We start from the raw sequence: 16,245 nt of genomic DNA, 5'->3' as shown, positions 1-16,245 counted from the left end.
GTGCCGCATCCCGGCCCTTCGGCGTGTTCGGGGTGCCCCATCCCGGCCCTTCGGCGTGTTCGGTTCGCAGGAAGATCTGCGGGCGGGGCGTTGTGTGCGGCGTGTCGCGGGGGTGTGCGCAGATTGTCCTGCGAGACGAACGTGTGGTTGTCGGCGGATGCCGCAAAAGAACCTTGACGAAGGGCTTGTTATTTGCAACCATACTTGTAAATAACAAGGAGGCATCATGGCCACCCACCTCTTCGTGAGTCTGCCGACCAGCGATCTCGAGCGCAGCACGGCGTTCTACACCGCCCTCGGCACCACGATCAATCCGACGTTCACCGACGAGAACGCCACCTGCTTCATGTGGGACGAGAACATCTTCTTCATGCTTCTCAAACGTGAGTTCATGGCGACGATGACCGCGAAGCCGCTCGCCGACCCGGCTCAGACCGTGCAGGTGTCGCATTCCTTCAGTCGCCCGTCGCGCGAAGATGTCGACCGCATCGTCGAGGCGGGCCTGGCCGCTGGCGGCAGCGAGCCGCAGCCGGCGCAGGACTTCGGCTTCATGTACATGCGCGACCTCGACGACCCCGACGGCAATTCGCTGGGCTTTCTGTATTCGGTGCCCGACGAATCCGTGCCGGAAGACGATCTCGCCGACCAGGTGCAGGGCACCGCCTAAGTGGGCGCCCGCACCTACGGCCAGTACGGCGGCGTCGCCACCGCCGTCGAGCTCATCGGTGAGCGGTGGGCGCTGCTGATCGTGCGCGATCTGCTCGTCGGTCCGCGGAGGTACACCGATCTCAAGCGGGGGCTTCCGCGCATTCCGACCAACATCCTCTCGGCGCGTCTGAAGGAGTTGCAAGACGGCGGCGTCGTGCGCCGCGTGCCGATTCGGCGGTGCGGGTTGGTGTACGAGCTCACCGACTATGGCTGCGAGCTCGAGCCGATCATTCTGGGGCTCGCGCGCTGGGGACTGCGTGCCCTCGGCGAGCCCGGTGACGACGACGTCTTCAGCCCCGATTCGCTCACCGTCGCGTTGCGCGCGGCGTTCCGGAAGGATGCTGCACTCCCGGCCGACTACGAGCTGCGCGTCGGTGACATCGCCCTGCGCGTGCAGGTCAACGGTGCTCTGCACATCACCCAGCTGGCGCCGCCCGCCCCGCCGGTCGGTGGCACCCTGCCGGCGGGCGACCCCGACATCACGATCGCGGCCGGCAGCGGCATCCGACATCTGCTCACCGGACAGAAGGATGCCGCAGCCGCTCTTGATGCGGGAGACGTCACCGTCGTGGCGGGTGACCCCGCGTTTCTCGAACGATTCGCCACGACGTTCCGCATCGACGGCACGCCGGCGACCGCCACTGGGGGTGGCTGATCAGCCGAAGATCATCGGAACGTCGTCGTCATCACCCGCGCCGAAATCGGTGTCGACGACGACCGGCACGTGATCGCTGGGGATTTCGCCCTTGCGTTCGTCGCGATGAATGGATGCCCCGGTCACAGCGTCGGCGAACGCCCGGGAACCGAGGATGAAGTCGATGCGCATGCCCTGATTGCGGGGAAAGCGCAGCTGCTTGTAGTCCCAGTAGGTGTACCCCGTCGGCACGAGCGGACGCACCACATCGGTCAGACCGGCCTTCTCGAGGGCGTGGAAGGCCTCGCGCTCGGGCGGGGAGACGTGCGTGGACGTGCCCACGACCACGGCGGGGTCACCGTTGTCGGCATCGGTCGGGGCTATGTTGTAGTCGCCGACCAGCGCCATCGGCAGTTGTGCATCACGCGCGAGCTCGCCGGTGACGTGCGCGGTCAGCGCGCCCAGCCACTCGAGCTTGTACGCGTAGTGCGGGTCGTCGAGGCTGCGACCGTTGGGCACGTACAGGCTCCAGACCCGCACCCCGTCGATGAGGGCGCCCAGCGCCCGGGCCTCTTGCGGCGCACCCGGCCCGTCGTGACCCTTCGCGAAGCCAGGCATGCCGGGAAAGGCGGTCTGCACGTCGTCGACCGGCAGCCGACTGGCGATGGCGACGCCGTTCCACTGGTTCAGACCGTGCGCATGCACCTCGTAACCGGCGTCTTCGAACGGCCCGTACGGAAACTGGTCGGGTCGGCACTTGATCTCTTGCATGGCCAGCACGTCGACGTCTTCACGGACGGCGAACTCCACGGTGCGGGCGACACGGGCGCGGATCGAGTTCACGTTCCAGGTGGCCAGGCGCATGCCTCCAGCCTACGGCCGCCCACCGACGCTGCCGGTGTGCGCTCAGTCGCTGCTGGCGGTGCCCACCAGGATGCCGCGAGCCAAGGTGTGGAAGTGCCGGTTGAAGCCCAGCACCGCCGGCGTGGAGCCCGGCGCGATGTCGAGGTGCGAGACATCCAGCGCGTCGACGACGAAGAAGTAGCGATGCGTTCCGGTGGTCTGCGGAGGAGCCGCACCGAAGTAGCGCTCGGCACGGGCCTCGTTCGGCAGGGTGATAGCCCCCGGCGGCAGCGAACCGCTCTCACCGTTGCCGGCATCGGCGGCCAGCTCGGCGACCGAGGGGTCGAGGTCGTATACGGCCCAGTGCCAGTAGCCCGACCCGGTCGGCGCATCGGGATCGAAGCACGACACGGCGAAACTGCGGGTGCCCTCGGGCGCCCCCGACCAGCTCAGCTGTGGCGACCGGTCGGCACCGCCCGCGCCCGAGCCCCAGCACTGCTTCGGCAACGGCTCGCCGTTGGCGAAATCGGTACTCGTGACCGTCATCGACGCGAACTGCTTCAGCCGCGCCAACTCTGCATACGGGTCGTACTCGAACATCCCGTCCTCCTTCGTCGCAGTCCTGCCGCCCACGCTACCCGCTGGCTCCGACGCGTTTCGACTCGGCGCCGGCGGCGCCTCGCTCAACGACCGACGGAGGCAGGCTCAATGACCGGCGGCGTCTTGCTCAATGACCGGCGGCGCCTCGCTCAACGACCGGCGGAGCCGTCACAGCGCCGCGAGGATGTCCTGCACGCGCTCCTTCGCGTCGCCGAAGAGCATCTGCGTGTTGTCGCGGAAGAACAGCGGATTGCCCACACCCGCATATCCCGACGCCATCGACCGCTTGAACACGACGACCTGCCGGGCCTCCCACACCCGCAGCACCGGCATTCCGGCGATCGGCGAGCCGGGATCCTCGGCCGCCGCCGGATTCACCGTGTCGTTCGCGCCGATGACCAGCACGACGTCGGTCGCGGCCAGGTCGTCGTTTATCTCGTCCATTTCGAGCACGATGTCGTAGGGCACCTTCGCCTCGGCCAGCAGCACGTTCATGTGCCCGGGCAGGCGCCCGGCCACGGGATGGATGCCGAACCGCACCTGAACGCCGCGCTCGATCAACCGCCGGGCCAGATCGGCCACAGCAGACTGCGCCTGGGCGACGGCCATGCCGTAGCCCGGTGTGATGACGACGGTGGATGCCGCTTCCAGCACGCGCGCCACCGCCGCGGCATCCGTCTCCTGCACCTCGCCCTGCGACTCCTCGCCGCTGCGGGGCGCCTCGATGCCGAACCCGCCGGCGATCACCGAGAGGAACGAGCGGTTCATCGCCTTGCACATGATGTACGACAGGTAGGCACCCGACGACCCGACGAGCGCTCCGGTGACGATCAGTAGGTCGTTGTTCAGCAGGAACCCGGCCGCCGCGGCCGCCCACCCCGAATAACTGTTGAGCATCGAGATCACGACCGGCATGTCGCCGCCGCCGATCGAGGCGACAAGATGCCAGCCGAGTGCCAGCGCGAGCGCCGTGACCACCACGAGCAGCCAGAGCTGCGGCGTGATCACGTACCAGACCGTGAGACCGACGAACACGACCAGGGCGCCGACGTTGAGCACGTTCTTGCCGGGCAGCATGAGCGGGCGCGACGACATCCTCGCCGACAGCTTGAGGAAGGCCACGATCGACCCGGTCAGCGTCACGGCGCCGATGAACACGCCGATGAACACCTCGGCGTGGTGAATGCCCAGCAGGTTCTGCGGTATCCCCTCGGCGTGCAGGGCGCCGTTCCACCCGACCAGCACCGCGGCAGCACCCACAAAGCTGTGGAACAGCGCGATGAGCTCGGGCATCCCGGTCATCTGCACGGTGCGGGCCCGCCACAGTCCGATCACGGCACCGATCGCGACAGCCACGATCAGCAGCGTCAGCCCGAGTATCGCCGAAGGCTGCCCCCAGGCATCCGCGATCATCAACCACAGTGTCGCCAGCAGCGCGATGGCCATGCCGATCATGCCGTAGACCACGCCGCCGCGGGCGCGTTCCTGGCGGCTGAGCCCAGCCAGGCTCAGAATGAACAGCAGCGCTGCGACGATGTATGCCGCGCCGGCGACGGCGCCGGCCACACTCGCCGCAGTCACTGCTGCGGTCCCTTGACGAACATCGACAGCATGCGGCGGGTGACCGCGAAGCCGCCGAACACGTTGATGCTGGCCAGCAGCACGGCCGCAGCCGCCAGGATCTGCACGGCCAGCCCCGGCGCGGTCAGCTGCACCATGGCGCCCACGATGATGATGCCGCTGATCGCGTTGGTCACGCTCATCAGCGGCGTGTGCAGGGCGTGCGAGACGTTGCCGATCACGTAGAACCCGACGACCACCGACAGCGTCAGCACGAGGAAGTGCTCGGGCAGCGGCGGCGGCGCGAACGCGCAGATCGCGAAGAGGGCTGCCATGCCCAGGGCGATCAGGCCCGATTTCGCCGCGCGCGACATCCCCGGTTTCGCAACGGGGGATGCCGCCGGCGCGGCCGCGGCCGCAGGTGCGGGCGCCGCCGAGACCGGAACGGGCGGCGGCGGCCACGTCACGGCGCCGTCGCGCGTGACGGTCACGGCGCGCTGCACGATGTCGTCGTCGTCGATGACGAGACTGCCGTCTTTGCCGGGGGTGAGCAGCGTCAGCAGGTTGACGAGATTCGTGCCGTACAGCTGGGAAGCCTGGGTGGGCAGCCGCCCCGCCAGATCGGAGTATCCGAGGATGACGACGCCGTTGTCGGTGACCACGCGCTCGCCGGCGACGGACCCTTCGACGTTTCCACCCTGGGCGGCGGCCATGTCGACGATCACGCTGCCCGGGCGCATGGCCGCGACATCGGCGGCCGTGATCAGCCGCGGCGCCTGCCGGCCCGGTATCTGCGCCGTCGTGATGATGATGTCGACCTCTCGCGCTTGCTCGGAGTAGATCTCCGCGGCGCGCTTGTCATAGGCCTCGGTCGTGGCTTTGGCATAGCCGTCGGTGGAGCGCTCGACCGCGACATCCACCGGCAGATACGTGCCGCCGATCGAGGCCACCTGGTCGGCGACCTCGGGCCGGGGATCGGTGGCGCGCACTATCGCGCCCATGCTCGAGGCGGCGCCGATCGCGGCCAGGCCCGCGACGCCGGCCCCGGCCACCAGCACCTTCGCCGGCGGCACCTTGCCGGCGGCGGTGACCTGGCCGGTGAAGAAGCGCCCGAACTCGTTGGCGGCCTCGACGACGGCCCGGTACCCCGCGATGTTGGCCATCGAGCTGAGCACGTCCATCGACTGCGCGCGCGAGATGCGAGGCACGGCGTCGAGCGCGAGCGCCGTCACGCCGCGGGCGGCGAGGCTTTCGAGCAGCTCGGGGCGCAGCGCGGGGCTCAGCAGGGCGGCGATGGTCGCCTCGGGGCGCAGGCGTGCGATCTCGTCGTCGGTGGGCGCGCTCACCTTCAGCACGACCTCGGCGCCCCAGGCCGTCTCGCGGTCGACGACGGTTGCGCCGGCGGCGGTGTAGGCGCTGTCGGGAAATGAGGATGCCGCTCCCGCACCGGCCTCGACGGCCACCTCGTACCCGAGGGCGATGATCTTCGTGACGGTGGCAGGGGTGGCGGCGACGCGGGTCTCGCCGGGGTGTTCAGCAACGATGCCGAGGCGCATGGGACGTGCTCCGTAGTCGGGTCAAGTCGGGTCGGGCCAGGTCGGGTGGGATCGGGTCCGGCTCGGATCGGATCGGGCGTCGGCGAAACCGGCGCCTGCGACCGACTATAGGGGCGGGCTCGGCGGGCGCGGGCCATCTGCCCGGCGATCGTGCCGAAGAGCGCGGCGTCGGCCGGCGTGGTCCGGCGGCGGGCGACGCGCGCTAGGAGCGGCGGCGGGCGCGGAAGCCCCGCTGCCGGCGCCGCGCCGTTCAAAACTCAGCCCATCCGTGCCCGAGGGGCGGCGGAACGGCCCGTTCGGGCCGTTCGATGTCGAAATGAGCTGCGTTTTGAACGCACGGGGCCCGCGTGCCCCACGCCGCGCCGCGGCCTGCCCGCCGCCCGCCCGCCCCGCCGCGGCCCGCCCGCCCGCCCCGGTCTGCGCGCCGCTGCCCGCCGCCGTCGCGCCGTTCAAAACTCAGCCCATCCGTGCCCGAGGGGCGGTGGAACGGCCTGTTCGGGCCGCGCGAAGTTGAAATGAGCTGCGTTTTGAACACCCCGGGGCCCGCGTGCCGCACGCCGCGCCGCGGCCTGCCCGCTGCCGCCCGCCCGCCCCGGCCTGCCCGCCCGCCCGCCCCGCCGTTCAAAACTCAGCCCATCCGTGCCCGAGGGGCGGCGGAACGGCCCGTTCGGGCCGTTCGATGTCGAAATGAGCTGCGTTTTGAACGCCCTCGTGCCGCGACCCCGCCCCGGCGTCTGCGAGCCCGCGCCGCGCGAGCCCCGCCGAGCCGCGGCACGCCGCCCCGTAAACTCGACACCATGACCGTCGCCTCCACGCCCGCGCTCGAAGCCGACCGCCAGGCCCTCATCGGGCTGATCCAGGACGAGGCGGTGTTCCACGGTGATTTCACGCTCTCGTCGGGCAAGAAGGCGACGTACTACGTCGACATGCGCAAGCTCACCCTCGACCACCGGGCCGCGCCGGCGATCGGGCGCATCATCCTCGATCTCATCCGCGACGTCGACGGCGTCGTGGCGGTCGGCGGGCTCACGCTGGGCGCCGATCCGATAGCGAACGCTGTCATCCACGAGTCGGCACGCACCGATCGGCCGCTCGACGCGTTCGTGGTGCGCAAGGAGCCCAAGGACCACGGGCGCGGTCGTCAGGTGGAGGGGGCGGATGTCGCGGGTAAGCGCGTCGTCGTCGTCGAAGACACATCGACCACCGGTCAGTCGGCACTGAAGGCGGTCGAGGCGCTGCGCCGCGAGGGCGCCGAGCCGGTGGCGGTCGCGGTGATCGTCGACCGCAAGACCGGAGCCCAGGGTGCCGTCGAGTCAGCCGGGCTGCAGTGGCTGGCGGCTATCGACCTCGACGACCTGGGCCTGGCCCCGCAGTAGTCCGCAGCACCGGCTCAGGCGAAGCGATCGGCGATCTCGCCGAATCCGTTCTCACGCAGCCATGGGGCGTTGTACTCCCGCGTCAGGTAGTCGCGACCGCTGTCGGCGGCGAACGACACGATGACGTCGTCGGGCGAGGCCGTGCGCGCGATCTCGAGGGCGACCAGCAGGCTCAGGATCGACGACGTGCCCAGCAGCAGGCCCTCGGTGCGTGCCACTTCCCATCCGAACGCTATGACCTCGGCCTTCGTGCGGGTCTCGAGCCGATCGAGCACGTCGAGGTCGTAGTTCGCCGGAAAATCCCGCTCGAGCTGCTCGAAGCCCCGGTGCCGCTCGATGTAGGCGCGTGCGTTGGTCTTGTCGGCCTTCTCGGCGAAATCGGTCGCTATCACCTGCACGTCGGGGTTCTGCGCCTTCAAATGAGCGCCGGTGCCGCTCACGGTGCCGCCGGTGGCCACCGCCGCGAGAAAGTGTGTCACCCGTCCGCCGGTCTGCGCCCAGATCTCCGGCCCGGTCGACAGGGCGTGCGAGTGCGGATTCGAGGTCGCCGACTCCTGGCGTGCCCACCAGTTCGACGGGTCTTCGCGCTCGTACCGTTCGGCGATGGCCGCCCAATGGTCGGGATGCCCCGCCGGCACGTCGCTGCGGCCGGGCACGATGTCCACGCCCAGCAGGCGCAGCAGATTCGCCTTCTCTGGCGAGAGCGTCGGGTTCGCGACGATCGTCACCGGATGCCCGGTGGCCTGCCCGGCCAGGGCGTAGCCGATCGCTGTGTTCCCCGCGCCGAAGTCGACGATGCGCTGCCCGGGCTTCAGTTCTCCCGAGCCGATGGCCTCGCGCACGATGTTGATGCCGATACGGTCTTTGCTTGATCCACCCAGGTTGTACGCATCGAGCTTCACGTACACGGGGGCTGCGGCATCCTTCGCTACCCGGTTGATGCGCACGAGCGGGGTGTTGCCGACGAGCCCGAACGCGTCGTCGTACACGCGTGCGGCGGCAGGGTCGGGAAAGTCGGGCAGATCGACGGTGTTCTCCAGGGCGACGGTGCTCACAGGTTCTCCTTCTGCGGGTGTGCGGTCTCGAGGATGCCGCGCACGAAGCCGAGCACGGCTCCCTGCGCGGCGCTGCTGAGGTAGCGGGGGCTCTCATGATCGGCGCGCTCGAGCGTGAGCAGCTGGACATCTGCCCCGACCCAGCTGAGGGCGTCGAACAGCTGCCGCTGCGACGACTGGATCTCGACCGAGTCGCGCGTGCCCGACAGCAGCAGGAACGGGGGCAGATCGCGGGCATCGAGCTGGTCGAGATGGAAGCGCGGGTCGGCGTCCCAGGCCTCGCGCAGCGTGATCGAGGCGAAGTCGTCGGTGCCGATGAAGGGGCGGAACGGGTCGTTGCCGTACTCGCCGGGGGCCAGGCCGCGGTCCCAGAACCCGCCGGGGTACTGTTCGGTCGGGTAGCGATGGGTGAGGTAGCGCGACTCGGGGCTCAGCGGCGCGAACCACGAGACCACGCCGCCCAGCGGCACCGCCAGGCGCGCCTGTGCGGTGCCCTTGGTCGCGGCCAGCGCCGAGAGGTGTCCGCCGGCTGAGGCACCGCCGAGGACGATGTGCTCGGCACGGATGCCCAGCGCGTCCTGCTGGGCGTGCACGTACGCGACCAGGTCGAACACGTCGTCGAGGTTGCGCGGATACGGCTTCTCGGGGGTGAGGGTGTAGTTGGCGCTGATGGTGGTCAGACCCTGCGACGCGAGCCGCGAGGCGACGGACAGCCGCTGCTTGTCGCCGGCGCGCCACCCGCCGCCGTGCAGATGCACGAACACGGCACCGTCGTACAGCGGCGCCCAGGGCGAATCCGCCGGATAGACATCGAGATGCTGCGCGATGCCGTCGTGGTCGGTGTAGACGACATCGGCGAGCGTCGGTGCGCGCAGTGACGTCGGCGCGGTGAGAGTCGGCATGATTCCTCCCGATCGGGGTCGGGGACAGGATGCCTCAGCCGCACGCCGGCCGAAGAGAAGAAGACGGCAGAAGACCGGATGTGACGACATCCGACGAAGTATGACGCGAGTGGTCGTCGTGTGTCGTCACCGCGTGCGCCGGGACGGCATCGCTCGTAACGTCCCAAATCACCCACCCGTACTCGAAAGGAGCGGACATGGCCTCGTTCGGCTGGACCATTCCGACGCGACGCGCCACCGGCGATCACCATCGCGCCGTGTCGCGCTATGAGCAGATCGCCCGCGGCGCCGACCAGGCCGGCTTCGACACTGTCTACCTGCCCTGGGACGACGACGGTGACAGCACGCTCGTCGTCGCCGGCGTCGTGGCTCGAGCCACGCGGCTGGCGCGGGTCGTCGTCGAGACGCACGCCGGTGCGGGCAGTCCGGTGTATCTGGCCAAGCTCTTCGCGAGCGCGCAGCGCGCGGCATCCGGCCGTCTGGATCTCGCCCTGCGCGCCCGTGCCGGCGCGGCGTTCGAAGCGTCGATCGGCGGTGGCCTGGGCCAGACGGACGCCACCGCCCGACTTGTCGAGTTCGCTGCCACTTTCCGCGGGGTCTGGAACGAGCACGAGGTCGCGCTCGACGACGACAGCGCGCCGTTCGAGGCGGACGGCCGTTTCTTCCAGGTGGCAGGAGGGGGACTGCGTGGCATCCTCTCCGGCGTTGCACGGCCACGCTTCTACCGTCCCGCCGACGAGACCGGCCCGGCCGAGCTGTACGACACGCTGATCGCGCGCACGCCGACCGACGGACAGGCGCTGGCCGTGCGCATCCTCGTGCGCGAGACCGCAGACGAGGCGCTCGCCGAGAACACCGGCGATCCGGCCGACGGCATCGTCGGCAGCTACGCCCAGGCCATCGAGGCGCTCGGCGAAGCCATCGACAACGGCGCCGACCAGATCATCTTCCGCGCCGACGACCCGATCGGCGAGCTGTACCGGGTCGCCGAGAATGTGCTGCCGGCCCTGGATGCCGGGCGCCGGGCCGAACGCGACGCCGATGAGGAGGCCGCAGCATGACCGAGTTCTTCTGGCGGATAGCGATGGAGGGCGACCACGCGAGTCTGGCCACCGCGAACAAATACGGCCGCGGCAACGCTCGCGGCATCGCGACCGGAAACATCGCGCCGTTCCGCCGCGACGGCGCGGTCGATGAGACCTTCAGCTACATCGACCATGCGCTGTTGGTGGCCAAGGCGACCGAGTCGGCCGGATTCACCGGCGGCCTGCTGCCCTCGTTCCCGTCGACCGAAGACCCCTGGGCGTACGCCAGCGCACTGTTGGCCGGCACCGACACGTACCGGTTCATGGTGGCTTACCAGCCCGGATTTCTGCACCCGCTCGAGGTCGCGCGCGCCTCGGCGACCTACCAGCAGCTCTCCGGCGGCCGGCTCGTGTTCAACGTGATCACCGGCGGCGGCGGCCCCGCCCAGCTCTGGTGGGGCGACCGGGTCGCACACGATGACCGGTATGCGCGCACGAAGGAGTTCCTCGACATCATCAAGGGCGTGTGGTCCGGCGACCCGTTCAGCTACGACGGCCGGTTCTTCACGACGCGGGATGCCGCACTGCCGGCGCAGCTGCAGGGCGCCGCATTCCCCGAGCTGTACTTCTCCGGATCGTCGGATGCCGCCATCGACGCGGCCGGAGCCCACGCCGATTTCTACCTGTCGTGGCTGGAGCCACGCGCCGCGCTCGCGGAGAAGTTCGAGAAGGTGCGCGAACGCTCGGCGCTGCGGGGGCGCACCCCGAAGTTCGCCCTGCGCATCGAGGTGCTCGCCCGGCCCACACCCGAACTCGCGTGGGCGGCGGTGGAGCGGGCGTGGCAGCACCCGCTGGGCGGCCGAGCAGACGCGAAGGGCGACTCGGTGGGTGCCTCGCGACAGGCGGGCATCGTCCCCACCAGCGGCGACTGGCGTGATCTTCAGATCGAGCCGAACGTCTGGGCGGGCTTCAACACGCTGCGCGCCGGCCCCGCGCTCGGTCTTGTCGGCTCGTACGAGCAGGTCGCCGAACGTCTGAGCGAGCTGGTCGATCTCGGCGTCGACTCGTTCATCCTTGCATCCACCCCGCACCTTGAGGAGGCTTACCGTGTCGGTGAAAACGTCCTTCCCCTCGTCGGCTGAACCGGTCGCAGACGCGGCGGAGTTCGCGGCATCCTGGCGTGAATGGCACGACGCACTCGACGAGGGGCGTCGCGACCCGCACGGTGTGCTGGCGTTCACCGGACTCGTCTGGCTCACGCCCGAGGCGCAGCGCATCCCCGGCGTTCCCGGTGTCTATCGGGTGGCCACCGGTGACGCGGTCGTCGAGGCGGTCGCGGCCGACGGCCTGTTTCTGGCCGATCAGGAGATCGACGGCCCGCTTGTGCTCGGCGGTGCGGGACCGCACCTGCTCACCTTCGACGGCGGCGAGATCGAGATCGCCCGACGCGGCGACCACGTGATCGCGCGGCCGCGGCTCGAGGACAGCCCGTTTCTGGCGGCCTTCGCCGGCACGGATGCGTGGCCTGCGGATGCCGCCTGGCGCGTGCCCGCCCGCTTCGAGGCGTGGGAGACAGCCCGTGCGGTGACCGTGGATGCCGTGACCGGGCGGTTCGAGCACGAGCTGGCCGCCGTGGGCACGCTCCACGTCGAGATCGCTGGCACCTCGTATGCGTTGACGGCGTTCGCGGGCTTCACCCCGGGCACCGTGCGCCTGCCGTTCCGCGACGCGACAAGTGGCACCGACAGCTACGGCGCCGGTCGTACCGTGACGGTCGAGATCGACCGCGACGACGTCACCGTCGACTTCACCCGCGCCACGAACCTGCCCTGCGCGTACAGCGATTTCGGCACCTGCCCGCTGCCGCCGGCCGGCAATCGCATCACGGTTCCGGTGACCGCCGGCGAGAAGACCCCGACCCTCCGTCTCACCGCACACGCCGACGGCCGCGCCGTCGTCATCGACACCACCCGGAAGGACCACCCATGACCGCCTCACGCGCGCTCAGCGCTCTCGCCCTGGTCGCGCTCGCCGCCACCGGCCTCGTCGGCTGCGCCGCGGCATCCGCCGACAGCGGCGACGCCGCGAGCATCACCGTGCGCATTCCCGATCCCGGCAACTCGGGAAGCCTCGCGCTGGGAAAGAAGGACGGCAGCCTCGACAAGGCGCTCGCCGCCGTCGGCGCGAAAGTGGCCTGGACGGGCACCGCGGGCGCCTTCGCGCCGGCGGCGCTGTCGCTGAACGCCGGGGAACTCGACGTGGCCACCGGATCGATCACCTCGGCGGTCATGGCGCTGGGCCAGACGCCGAGTTTCGAGCTGTTCGCCGCGGCAGCCCCCGACGACAACGGCGAGGGCATCCTCGTCAAGGACGGCTCGGGAATCGAATCGATCACCGACCTGGTCGGAAAGAAGGTCGCCGTGTGGCACGGCTCGACCAGCGAGTACTTGCTGCTGAAGGCCCTGGAGCAGGCCGGGCTCGCCGATGACAGCGTGGAGCGCGTGTATCTGCAACCCGCGCAGAGCGCGGCGGTCTTCCACTCGGGCAAGGTCGACGCCTGGGCGACCTGGTCGAGCTTCTCGATCACCGAGCGTGCCAGTCAGGACGAGCACTTCCTCGTGACCGGCAAGCAGATCGGCTCGCAGAACTACTCCGTGCTTGCCGTGCGCAACGACTTCGCCGATCAGCATCCGGCCGTGGTCGCGGCGCTGTACGACTACATCCACGCGAAGGATCTCGACCGCATCGCCGACCCCGAGCCGTACCTGAATGTGTTCCGCACTTCGGGAGCCGACGCGCTCGACGCCGCGGGCGTGCAGATCGCCGCCGACGACACCCGTGCAGCGCACCCGCTGCAAGCCATCGGCGCGCAGCAGCTGGCCGATTTCGCCGAGGTTGCGAAGTTCTACGCCGACCGCGGGATCACCGACGGCACCGTCGACGTGGCCGCACACGTGCTCGACGTCACGACGCTGAAGGGGTGAGAACATGACCGACGTGCTCGACGGGAAGGCCCCGATCGTCGCGGTCACGGATCGGGCATCGGATGCCGCGGGCCGGGCGCCGGCGGCGAGTGCCGCTGCTGCGGCGCCGGCCACCCAACTGATCACTCCACGTGCGGTGCACCGGCACCGCGAACGCTCGGCCGCGGGCGCGGTCGCGGCGCGCCTGGGCGGGCCGGCGCTGATCGTGGCGATCTGGTGGGTGGCCACCGCGACCGGGCTGCTCACACCCGATGTGCTGGCCTCGCCCGCCCAGGTGGGAGCGGCCGCTGTCGAACTGTGGACGAACGGGCAGCTGCCGCAGGCGCTCGCTGTCTCGTTGGCGCGCGCCGGCGGCGGACTCGCGATCGGCGTGTCGATCGGTCTGCTTCTCGGGCTGATCGCCGGGTCGACACGATCGGGTGACGCCATCTTCGACTCGGCGATGCAGACCCTGCGCGCCCTGCCGTTCCTGGCCCTCGTGCCACTGTTCATGGTGTGGTTCGGCATCGGCGAGACGGCACGCATCGCCCTCGTCGCGGTCGCGACCACGTTCCCCATGTACGTGTCGGCCTCGGGCGCGGTGCGCGCCACCGATGCGAAGCTGCTCGAAGCGGCATCCGTCTTCGGGCTGTCGCGTTGGGCGACCGCCCGACAGATCATCCTCCCCGGTGCCCTGCCCGGATTGTTCTCGGGTCTGCGGCTGAGTGCGACGCTGAGCATCATCGCGCTGATCGCGGCCGAGGAAATCAACGCCCTCGCGGGGCTGGGATATCTGATGTCCGAAGCGCTGAACTACTCGCGCACCGACATCCTGACCGTCTGCATCCTCATCTACGGCGCCTTCGGGCTCATCGCCGACACCCTGATCCGCGGGCTGGAACGTCTGGCGACCCCGTGGCTGCGGCGAAAGGGGGCTCGGCGATGACCGCCGTCGTGACCGACAGCGCGAACACTGCCACCGCGGACACCGACCGTGGGAACACCGACCGCGCGAGGCCCGACACCGCGAAGACCGACCGCGCGAAGCCCGCAGTGTGGCTGCGCGACGTCGACAAGCGATTCGGCGACCGCGTGATCCTCGATCGCGTCGGGCTGCAGATATCGCGTGGCGAGTTCGTCGCGCTGCTGGGCGCGAGCGGGTCGGGTAAAACAACGCTGCTGCGCATGCTCGCCGGTCTCGACAGCGCCGATGCCGGTCAGCTGTTGGTTCCGCGTGCGCGCACGGTGGTCTTCCAAGAGCCGCGCCTGCTGCCCGCGCAGCGGGTTCTGGCCAATGTCACGATCGGCATGCGCGGGCGCGATGTGGTCGACACCGCCCGCAAGGCCCTGACCGAAGTCGGCCTCGCAGCGCACGAGCGCGCGTGGCCGGTGACGCTGTCAGGCGGCGAGGCGCAGCGCGTGGCGCTGGCGCGGGCGCTGGTGCGCAGCCCCGAGCTGCTGCTGCTCGACGAGCCGTTCGCCGCCCTCGACGCGCTGACCCGGCTGAAGATGCAGGATCTCGTCGCCGATCTGTGCGTGCGACACGGACCGGCCGTGCTCCTGGTCACGCACGACGTCGACGAAGCGCTGCGGCTGGCCGATCGCATCATCGTGCTGCGCGACGGACACTTCATCCGCGACCACCGCGGCATCCGCGCCGGCGATGGCCCGACGCGTGCCGACCTGCTCGACGCGCTGGGAGTGCATGCCGCCGGCTGAGCGGCCCGGTCGCGTCGTTTGCCACCGCCCCGACGTGGCCGCCGAACGCTCACCATCTGAACCGCCAGGCGATTCAGATGGTGAGCGTTGCGCCGGGGATGCCGCTGGCGCCGGCCAGAAGGAGAGCTCGACACCGTGCGACCGAGCGCGGCGGCGCCGTCGAGCAGCGCACGGCCAGGTGCGGCGAGCAGAGCACGGCCAGGTTTGGTAACGTTGCCGAAAACGTGCCAGATCGGACCGCCATGGAAGACGTACCGACGCTCGACGCCGCGCGCCGGCGCGCGACGATGAAAGATGTCGCCGCGCGCGCCGGCGTGGGCCTGTCGACGGTCTCGCGCGTGGTCGCGGGCAAGGGCGGTGTGGCGCCCGCCAAGGTGCGCGCGGTCGAGCGCGCGGTGCGTGAGCTGAACTTCAGCCGCAACGACTCGGCGCACACACTGCGCACCGGATCATCGGCCACGATCGGCATGGTCGTCACCAACATCTCCGATCCCTTCTTCTCGGCGCTGATCAAGGGCGTCGAAGAGCAGGCCCGCGCGCGCGATCTCGTCGTGCTGGTGGCCTCGGTCACCGACGAGCCGGCCGAGGCAGAGCGCGTCATCCGGCGGCTCCTGCGCCGCAGCCTGGACGGGCTCATTCTGGTGGCGCCCGAGGGCGCCGACCTCGCCTTCCTCACGAACGAGAAGCGCGACGGCACGCCGATCGTGTTCGTCGACCAGCCACCCGACGGGCCGCTGGCGGCCGATCTCGTCGTCGTCGACAACGAGGGCGGGGCCGCCACCGCCGTGCGCCACCTGTACGAAGCCGGGCATCGGCGCATCGCGTGCTTCGCCCACGCGTCGGGCCGCTACACCTCCGCCCGCCGCGAGGCCGGGTACTACCTGGGCCTGCGCGAACTCGGACTGCCGCACGACCGTGCACTGGTCGTTTCGGTCGACGACGACGTGAATGCGTGCGCCGAGGCGCTGCTCGAACTGGCGCGACTTTCCGAGCCACCCACCGCAGTGTTCTCCACGAACGGCCGCACCACGCGGGCGCTGCTGGGCGCGCAGCGACTGCTCGGCTCGCAGCTGGCGCTGGTCGGGTTCGACGACTTCGACCTGGCCGAGCTGATGGTTCCGCCCACCACGACCATCGCGCAGGATCCCGTGGCCATCGGCACCGCCGCCGCCGATCTGCTGCTCAGTCGCATCGACGGGCGGGGCGGTCCGACCCAGCGCATCATCCTGGGCACGCGGCTGGTCGAGCGCGGCTCGGGCGAGATGCCACCGCATCACGATTAGGTCACATGTCTGGTCACCGGC

Annotated in this window: 16 protein-coding genes; 10 read left to right on the top strand and 6 right to left on the bottom strand. The window is 70.1% G+C overall.

Annotated features, from left to right (window positions below):
• Window positions 1-226: 226 nt before the first annotated feature.
• Together ET475_RS04830 and ET475_RS04825 are read left to right on the top strand one after the other, a co-directional pair.
• Complete coding sequence (locus ET475_RS04830; RefSeq protein ID WP_129386569.1) at window positions 227-667, top strand: VOC family protein; 441 nt, start codon at window positions 227-229, stop codon at window positions 665-667.
• Window positions 668-1,363, top strand: coding sequence for a winged helix-turn-helix transcriptional regulator (locus ET475_RS04825; RefSeq protein WP_129386566.1), 696 nt, complete (start codon window positions 668-670; stop codon window positions 1,361-1,363). It abuts the gene before it with no gap.
• On the opposite strand, the gene ET475_RS04820 is transcribed toward ET475_RS04825, so the two are convergent.
• From ET475_RS04820 to ET475_RS04805, 4 genes are all read right to left on the bottom strand, one after another.
• Window positions 1,364-2,206 (bottom strand): exodeoxyribonuclease III, encoded by an 843-nt coding sequence (locus ET475_RS04820; protein WP_129386563.1) that lies wholly within the window; start codon window positions 2,204-2,206, stop codon window positions 1,364-1,366. It lies immediately after the preceding gene.
• Window positions 2,207-2,248: 42 nt separating this feature from the next.
• A complete protein-coding gene (locus tag ET475_RS04815) occupies window positions 2,249-2,785 on the bottom strand; it encodes a YbhB/YbcL family Raf kinase inhibitor-like protein (protein WP_129386560.1) in 537 nt (178 codons plus the stop codon).
• A gap of 168 nt (window positions 2,786-2,953) precedes the next feature.
• Window positions 2,954-4,366, bottom strand: a complete 1,413-nt coding sequence (gene pntB / locus ET475_RS04810) for a Re/Si-specific NAD(P)(+) transhydrogenase subunit beta (protein ID WP_207205410.1) — start codon at window positions 4,364-4,366, stop codon at window positions 2,954-2,956.
• Complete coding sequence (locus ET475_RS04805; protein ID WP_129386557.1) at window positions 4,363-5,901, bottom strand: Re/Si-specific NAD(P)(+) transhydrogenase subunit alpha; 1,539 nt, start codon at window positions 5,899-5,901, stop codon at window positions 4,363-4,365. Before ET475_RS04805 ends, pntB begins: the two co-directional genes overlap by 4 nt.
• Before the next feature lie 797 nt (window positions 5,902-6,698).
• Here ET475_RS04805 and pyrE point away from each other — a divergent pair.
• Window positions 6,699-7,277 carry an orotate phosphoribosyltransferase gene (pyrE, locus tag ET475_RS04800; RefSeq protein WP_129386554.1) on the top strand — a complete coding sequence of 193 codons (579 nt, stop codon included), beginning with the start codon at window positions 6,699-6,701 and terminating at the stop codon, window positions 7,275-7,277.
• Between the two features lie 14 nt (window positions 7,278-7,291).
• On the opposite strand, the gene ET475_RS04795 is transcribed toward pyrE, so the two are convergent.
• Together ET475_RS04795 and ET475_RS04790 are read right to left on the bottom strand one after the other, a co-directional pair.
• Window positions 7,292-8,332: a PLP-dependent cysteine synthase family protein gene (locus tag ET475_RS04795; protein WP_129386551.1), complete on the bottom strand. Its 1,041-nt coding sequence runs from the start codon at window positions 8,330-8,332 to the stop codon at window positions 7,292-7,294.
• A complete protein-coding gene (locus ET475_RS04790; protein ID WP_165310752.1) occupies window positions 8,329-9,234 on the bottom strand; it encodes an alpha/beta hydrolase in 906 nt (301 codons plus the stop codon). Before ET475_RS04790 ends, ET475_RS04795 begins: the two co-directional genes overlap by 4 nt.
• A 197-nt stretch (window positions 9,235-9,431) precedes the next feature.
• On the opposite strand from ET475_RS04790, the gene ET475_RS04785 reads away from it, so the two are divergent.
• The 7 genes from ET475_RS04785 (at window position 9,432) to ET475_RS04755 (ending at window position 16,224) form a co-directional block, all read left to right on the top strand.
• Window positions 9,432-10,295: an LLM class flavin-dependent oxidoreductase gene (locus ET475_RS04785; protein WP_129386545.1), complete on the top strand. Its 864-nt coding sequence runs from the start codon at window positions 9,432-9,434 to the stop codon at window positions 10,293-10,295.
• Window positions 10,292-11,401, top strand: coding sequence for an LLM class flavin-dependent oxidoreductase (locus tag ET475_RS04780; RefSeq protein ID WP_129386542.1), 1,110 nt, complete (start codon window positions 10,292-10,294; stop codon window positions 11,399-11,401). Before ET475_RS04785 ends, ET475_RS04780 begins: the two co-directional genes overlap by 4 nt.
• On the top strand, window positions 11,373-12,248 hold the full coding sequence (locus ET475_RS04775) for a DUF1684 domain-containing protein (protein ID WP_165310750.1): 876 nt from the start codon (window positions 11,373-11,375) through the stop codon (window positions 12,246-12,248). The genes ET475_RS04780 and ET475_RS04775 overlap by 29 nt, the downstream gene beginning before the upstream one ends.
• Complete coding sequence (locus tag ET475_RS04770) at window positions 12,245-13,243, top strand: NrtA/SsuA/CpmA family ABC transporter substrate-binding protein (protein WP_129386536.1); 999 nt, start codon at window positions 12,245-12,247, stop codon at window positions 13,241-13,243. The genes ET475_RS04775 and ET475_RS04770 overlap by 4 nt, the downstream gene beginning before the upstream one ends.
• Before the next feature lie 4 nt (window positions 13,244-13,247).
• Complete coding sequence (locus ET475_RS04765) at window positions 13,248-14,168, top strand: ABC transporter permease (RefSeq protein ID WP_129386532.1); 921 nt, start codon at window positions 13,248-13,250, stop codon at window positions 14,166-14,168.
• Entirely contained in the window at window positions 14,165-14,941 is a 777-nt protein-coding gene (locus ET475_RS04760; RefSeq protein WP_129386529.1) for an ABC transporter ATP-binding protein, read from the top strand. The genes ET475_RS04765 and ET475_RS04760 overlap by 4 nt, the downstream gene beginning before the upstream one ends.
• Window positions 14,942-15,165: 224 nt before the next feature.
• Window positions 15,166-16,224, top strand: coding sequence for a LacI family DNA-binding transcriptional regulator (locus tag ET475_RS04755; protein ID WP_165310748.1), 1,059 nt, complete (start codon window positions 15,166-15,168; stop codon window positions 16,222-16,224).
• The last annotated feature ends 21 nt before the right edge of the window (window positions 16,225-16,245 follow it).

Source organism: Microbacterium protaetiae, assembly GCF_004135285.1.
Taxonomy (GTDB): Bacteria; Actinomycetota; Actinomycetes; order Actinomycetales; family Microbacteriaceae; genus Microbacterium; species Microbacterium protaetiae.
This window is presented reverse-complemented; position numbering and strand designations above follow the sequence as displayed.

Bases quoted from the DNA above. Each gene is read 5' to 3' on its own strand.
- ET475_RS04760 (WP_129386529.1), top strand. From the start codon at position 14,165: ATGACCGCCGTCGTGACCGACAGCGCGAACACTGCCACCGCGGACACC.
- ET475_RS04770 (WP_129386536.1), top strand. From the start codon at position 12,245: ATGACCGCCTCACGCGCGCTCAGCGCTCTCGCCCTGGTCGCGCTCGCC.
- ET475_RS04805 (WP_129386557.1), bottom strand. From the start codon at position 5,901: ATGCGCCTCGGCATCGTTGCTGAACACCCCGGCGAGACCCGCGTCGCC.
- ET475_RS04790 (WP_165310752.1), bottom strand. From the start codon at position 9,234: ATGCCGACTCTCACCGCGCCGACGTCACTGCGCGCACCGACGCTCGCC.
- ET475_RS04815 (WP_129386560.1), bottom strand. From the start codon at position 2,785: ATGTTCGAGTACGACCCGTATGCAGAGTTGGCGCGGCTGAAGCAGTTC.
- ET475_RS04785 (WP_129386545.1), top strand. From the start codon at position 9,432: ATGGCCTCGTTCGGCTGGACCATTCCGACGCGACGCGCCACCGGCGAT.
- ET475_RS04830 (WP_129386569.1), top strand. From the start codon at position 227: ATGGCCACCCACCTCTTCGTGAGTCTGCCGACCAGCGATCTCGAGCGC.
- ET475_RS04820 (WP_129386563.1), bottom strand. From the start codon at position 2,206: ATGCGCCTGGCCACCTGGAACGTGAACTCGATCCGCGCCCGTGTCGCC.
- ET475_RS04765 (WP_129386532.1), top strand. From the start codon at position 13,248: ATGACCGACGTGCTCGACGGGAAGGCCCCGATCGTCGCGGTCACGGAT.
- pyrE (WP_129386554.1), top strand. From the start codon at position 6,699: ATGACCGTCGCCTCCACGCCCGCGCTCGAAGCCGACCGCCAGGCCCTC.
- ET475_RS04780 (WP_129386542.1), top strand. From the start codon at position 10,292: ATGACCGAGTTCTTCTGGCGGATAGCGATGGAGGGCGACCACGCGAGT.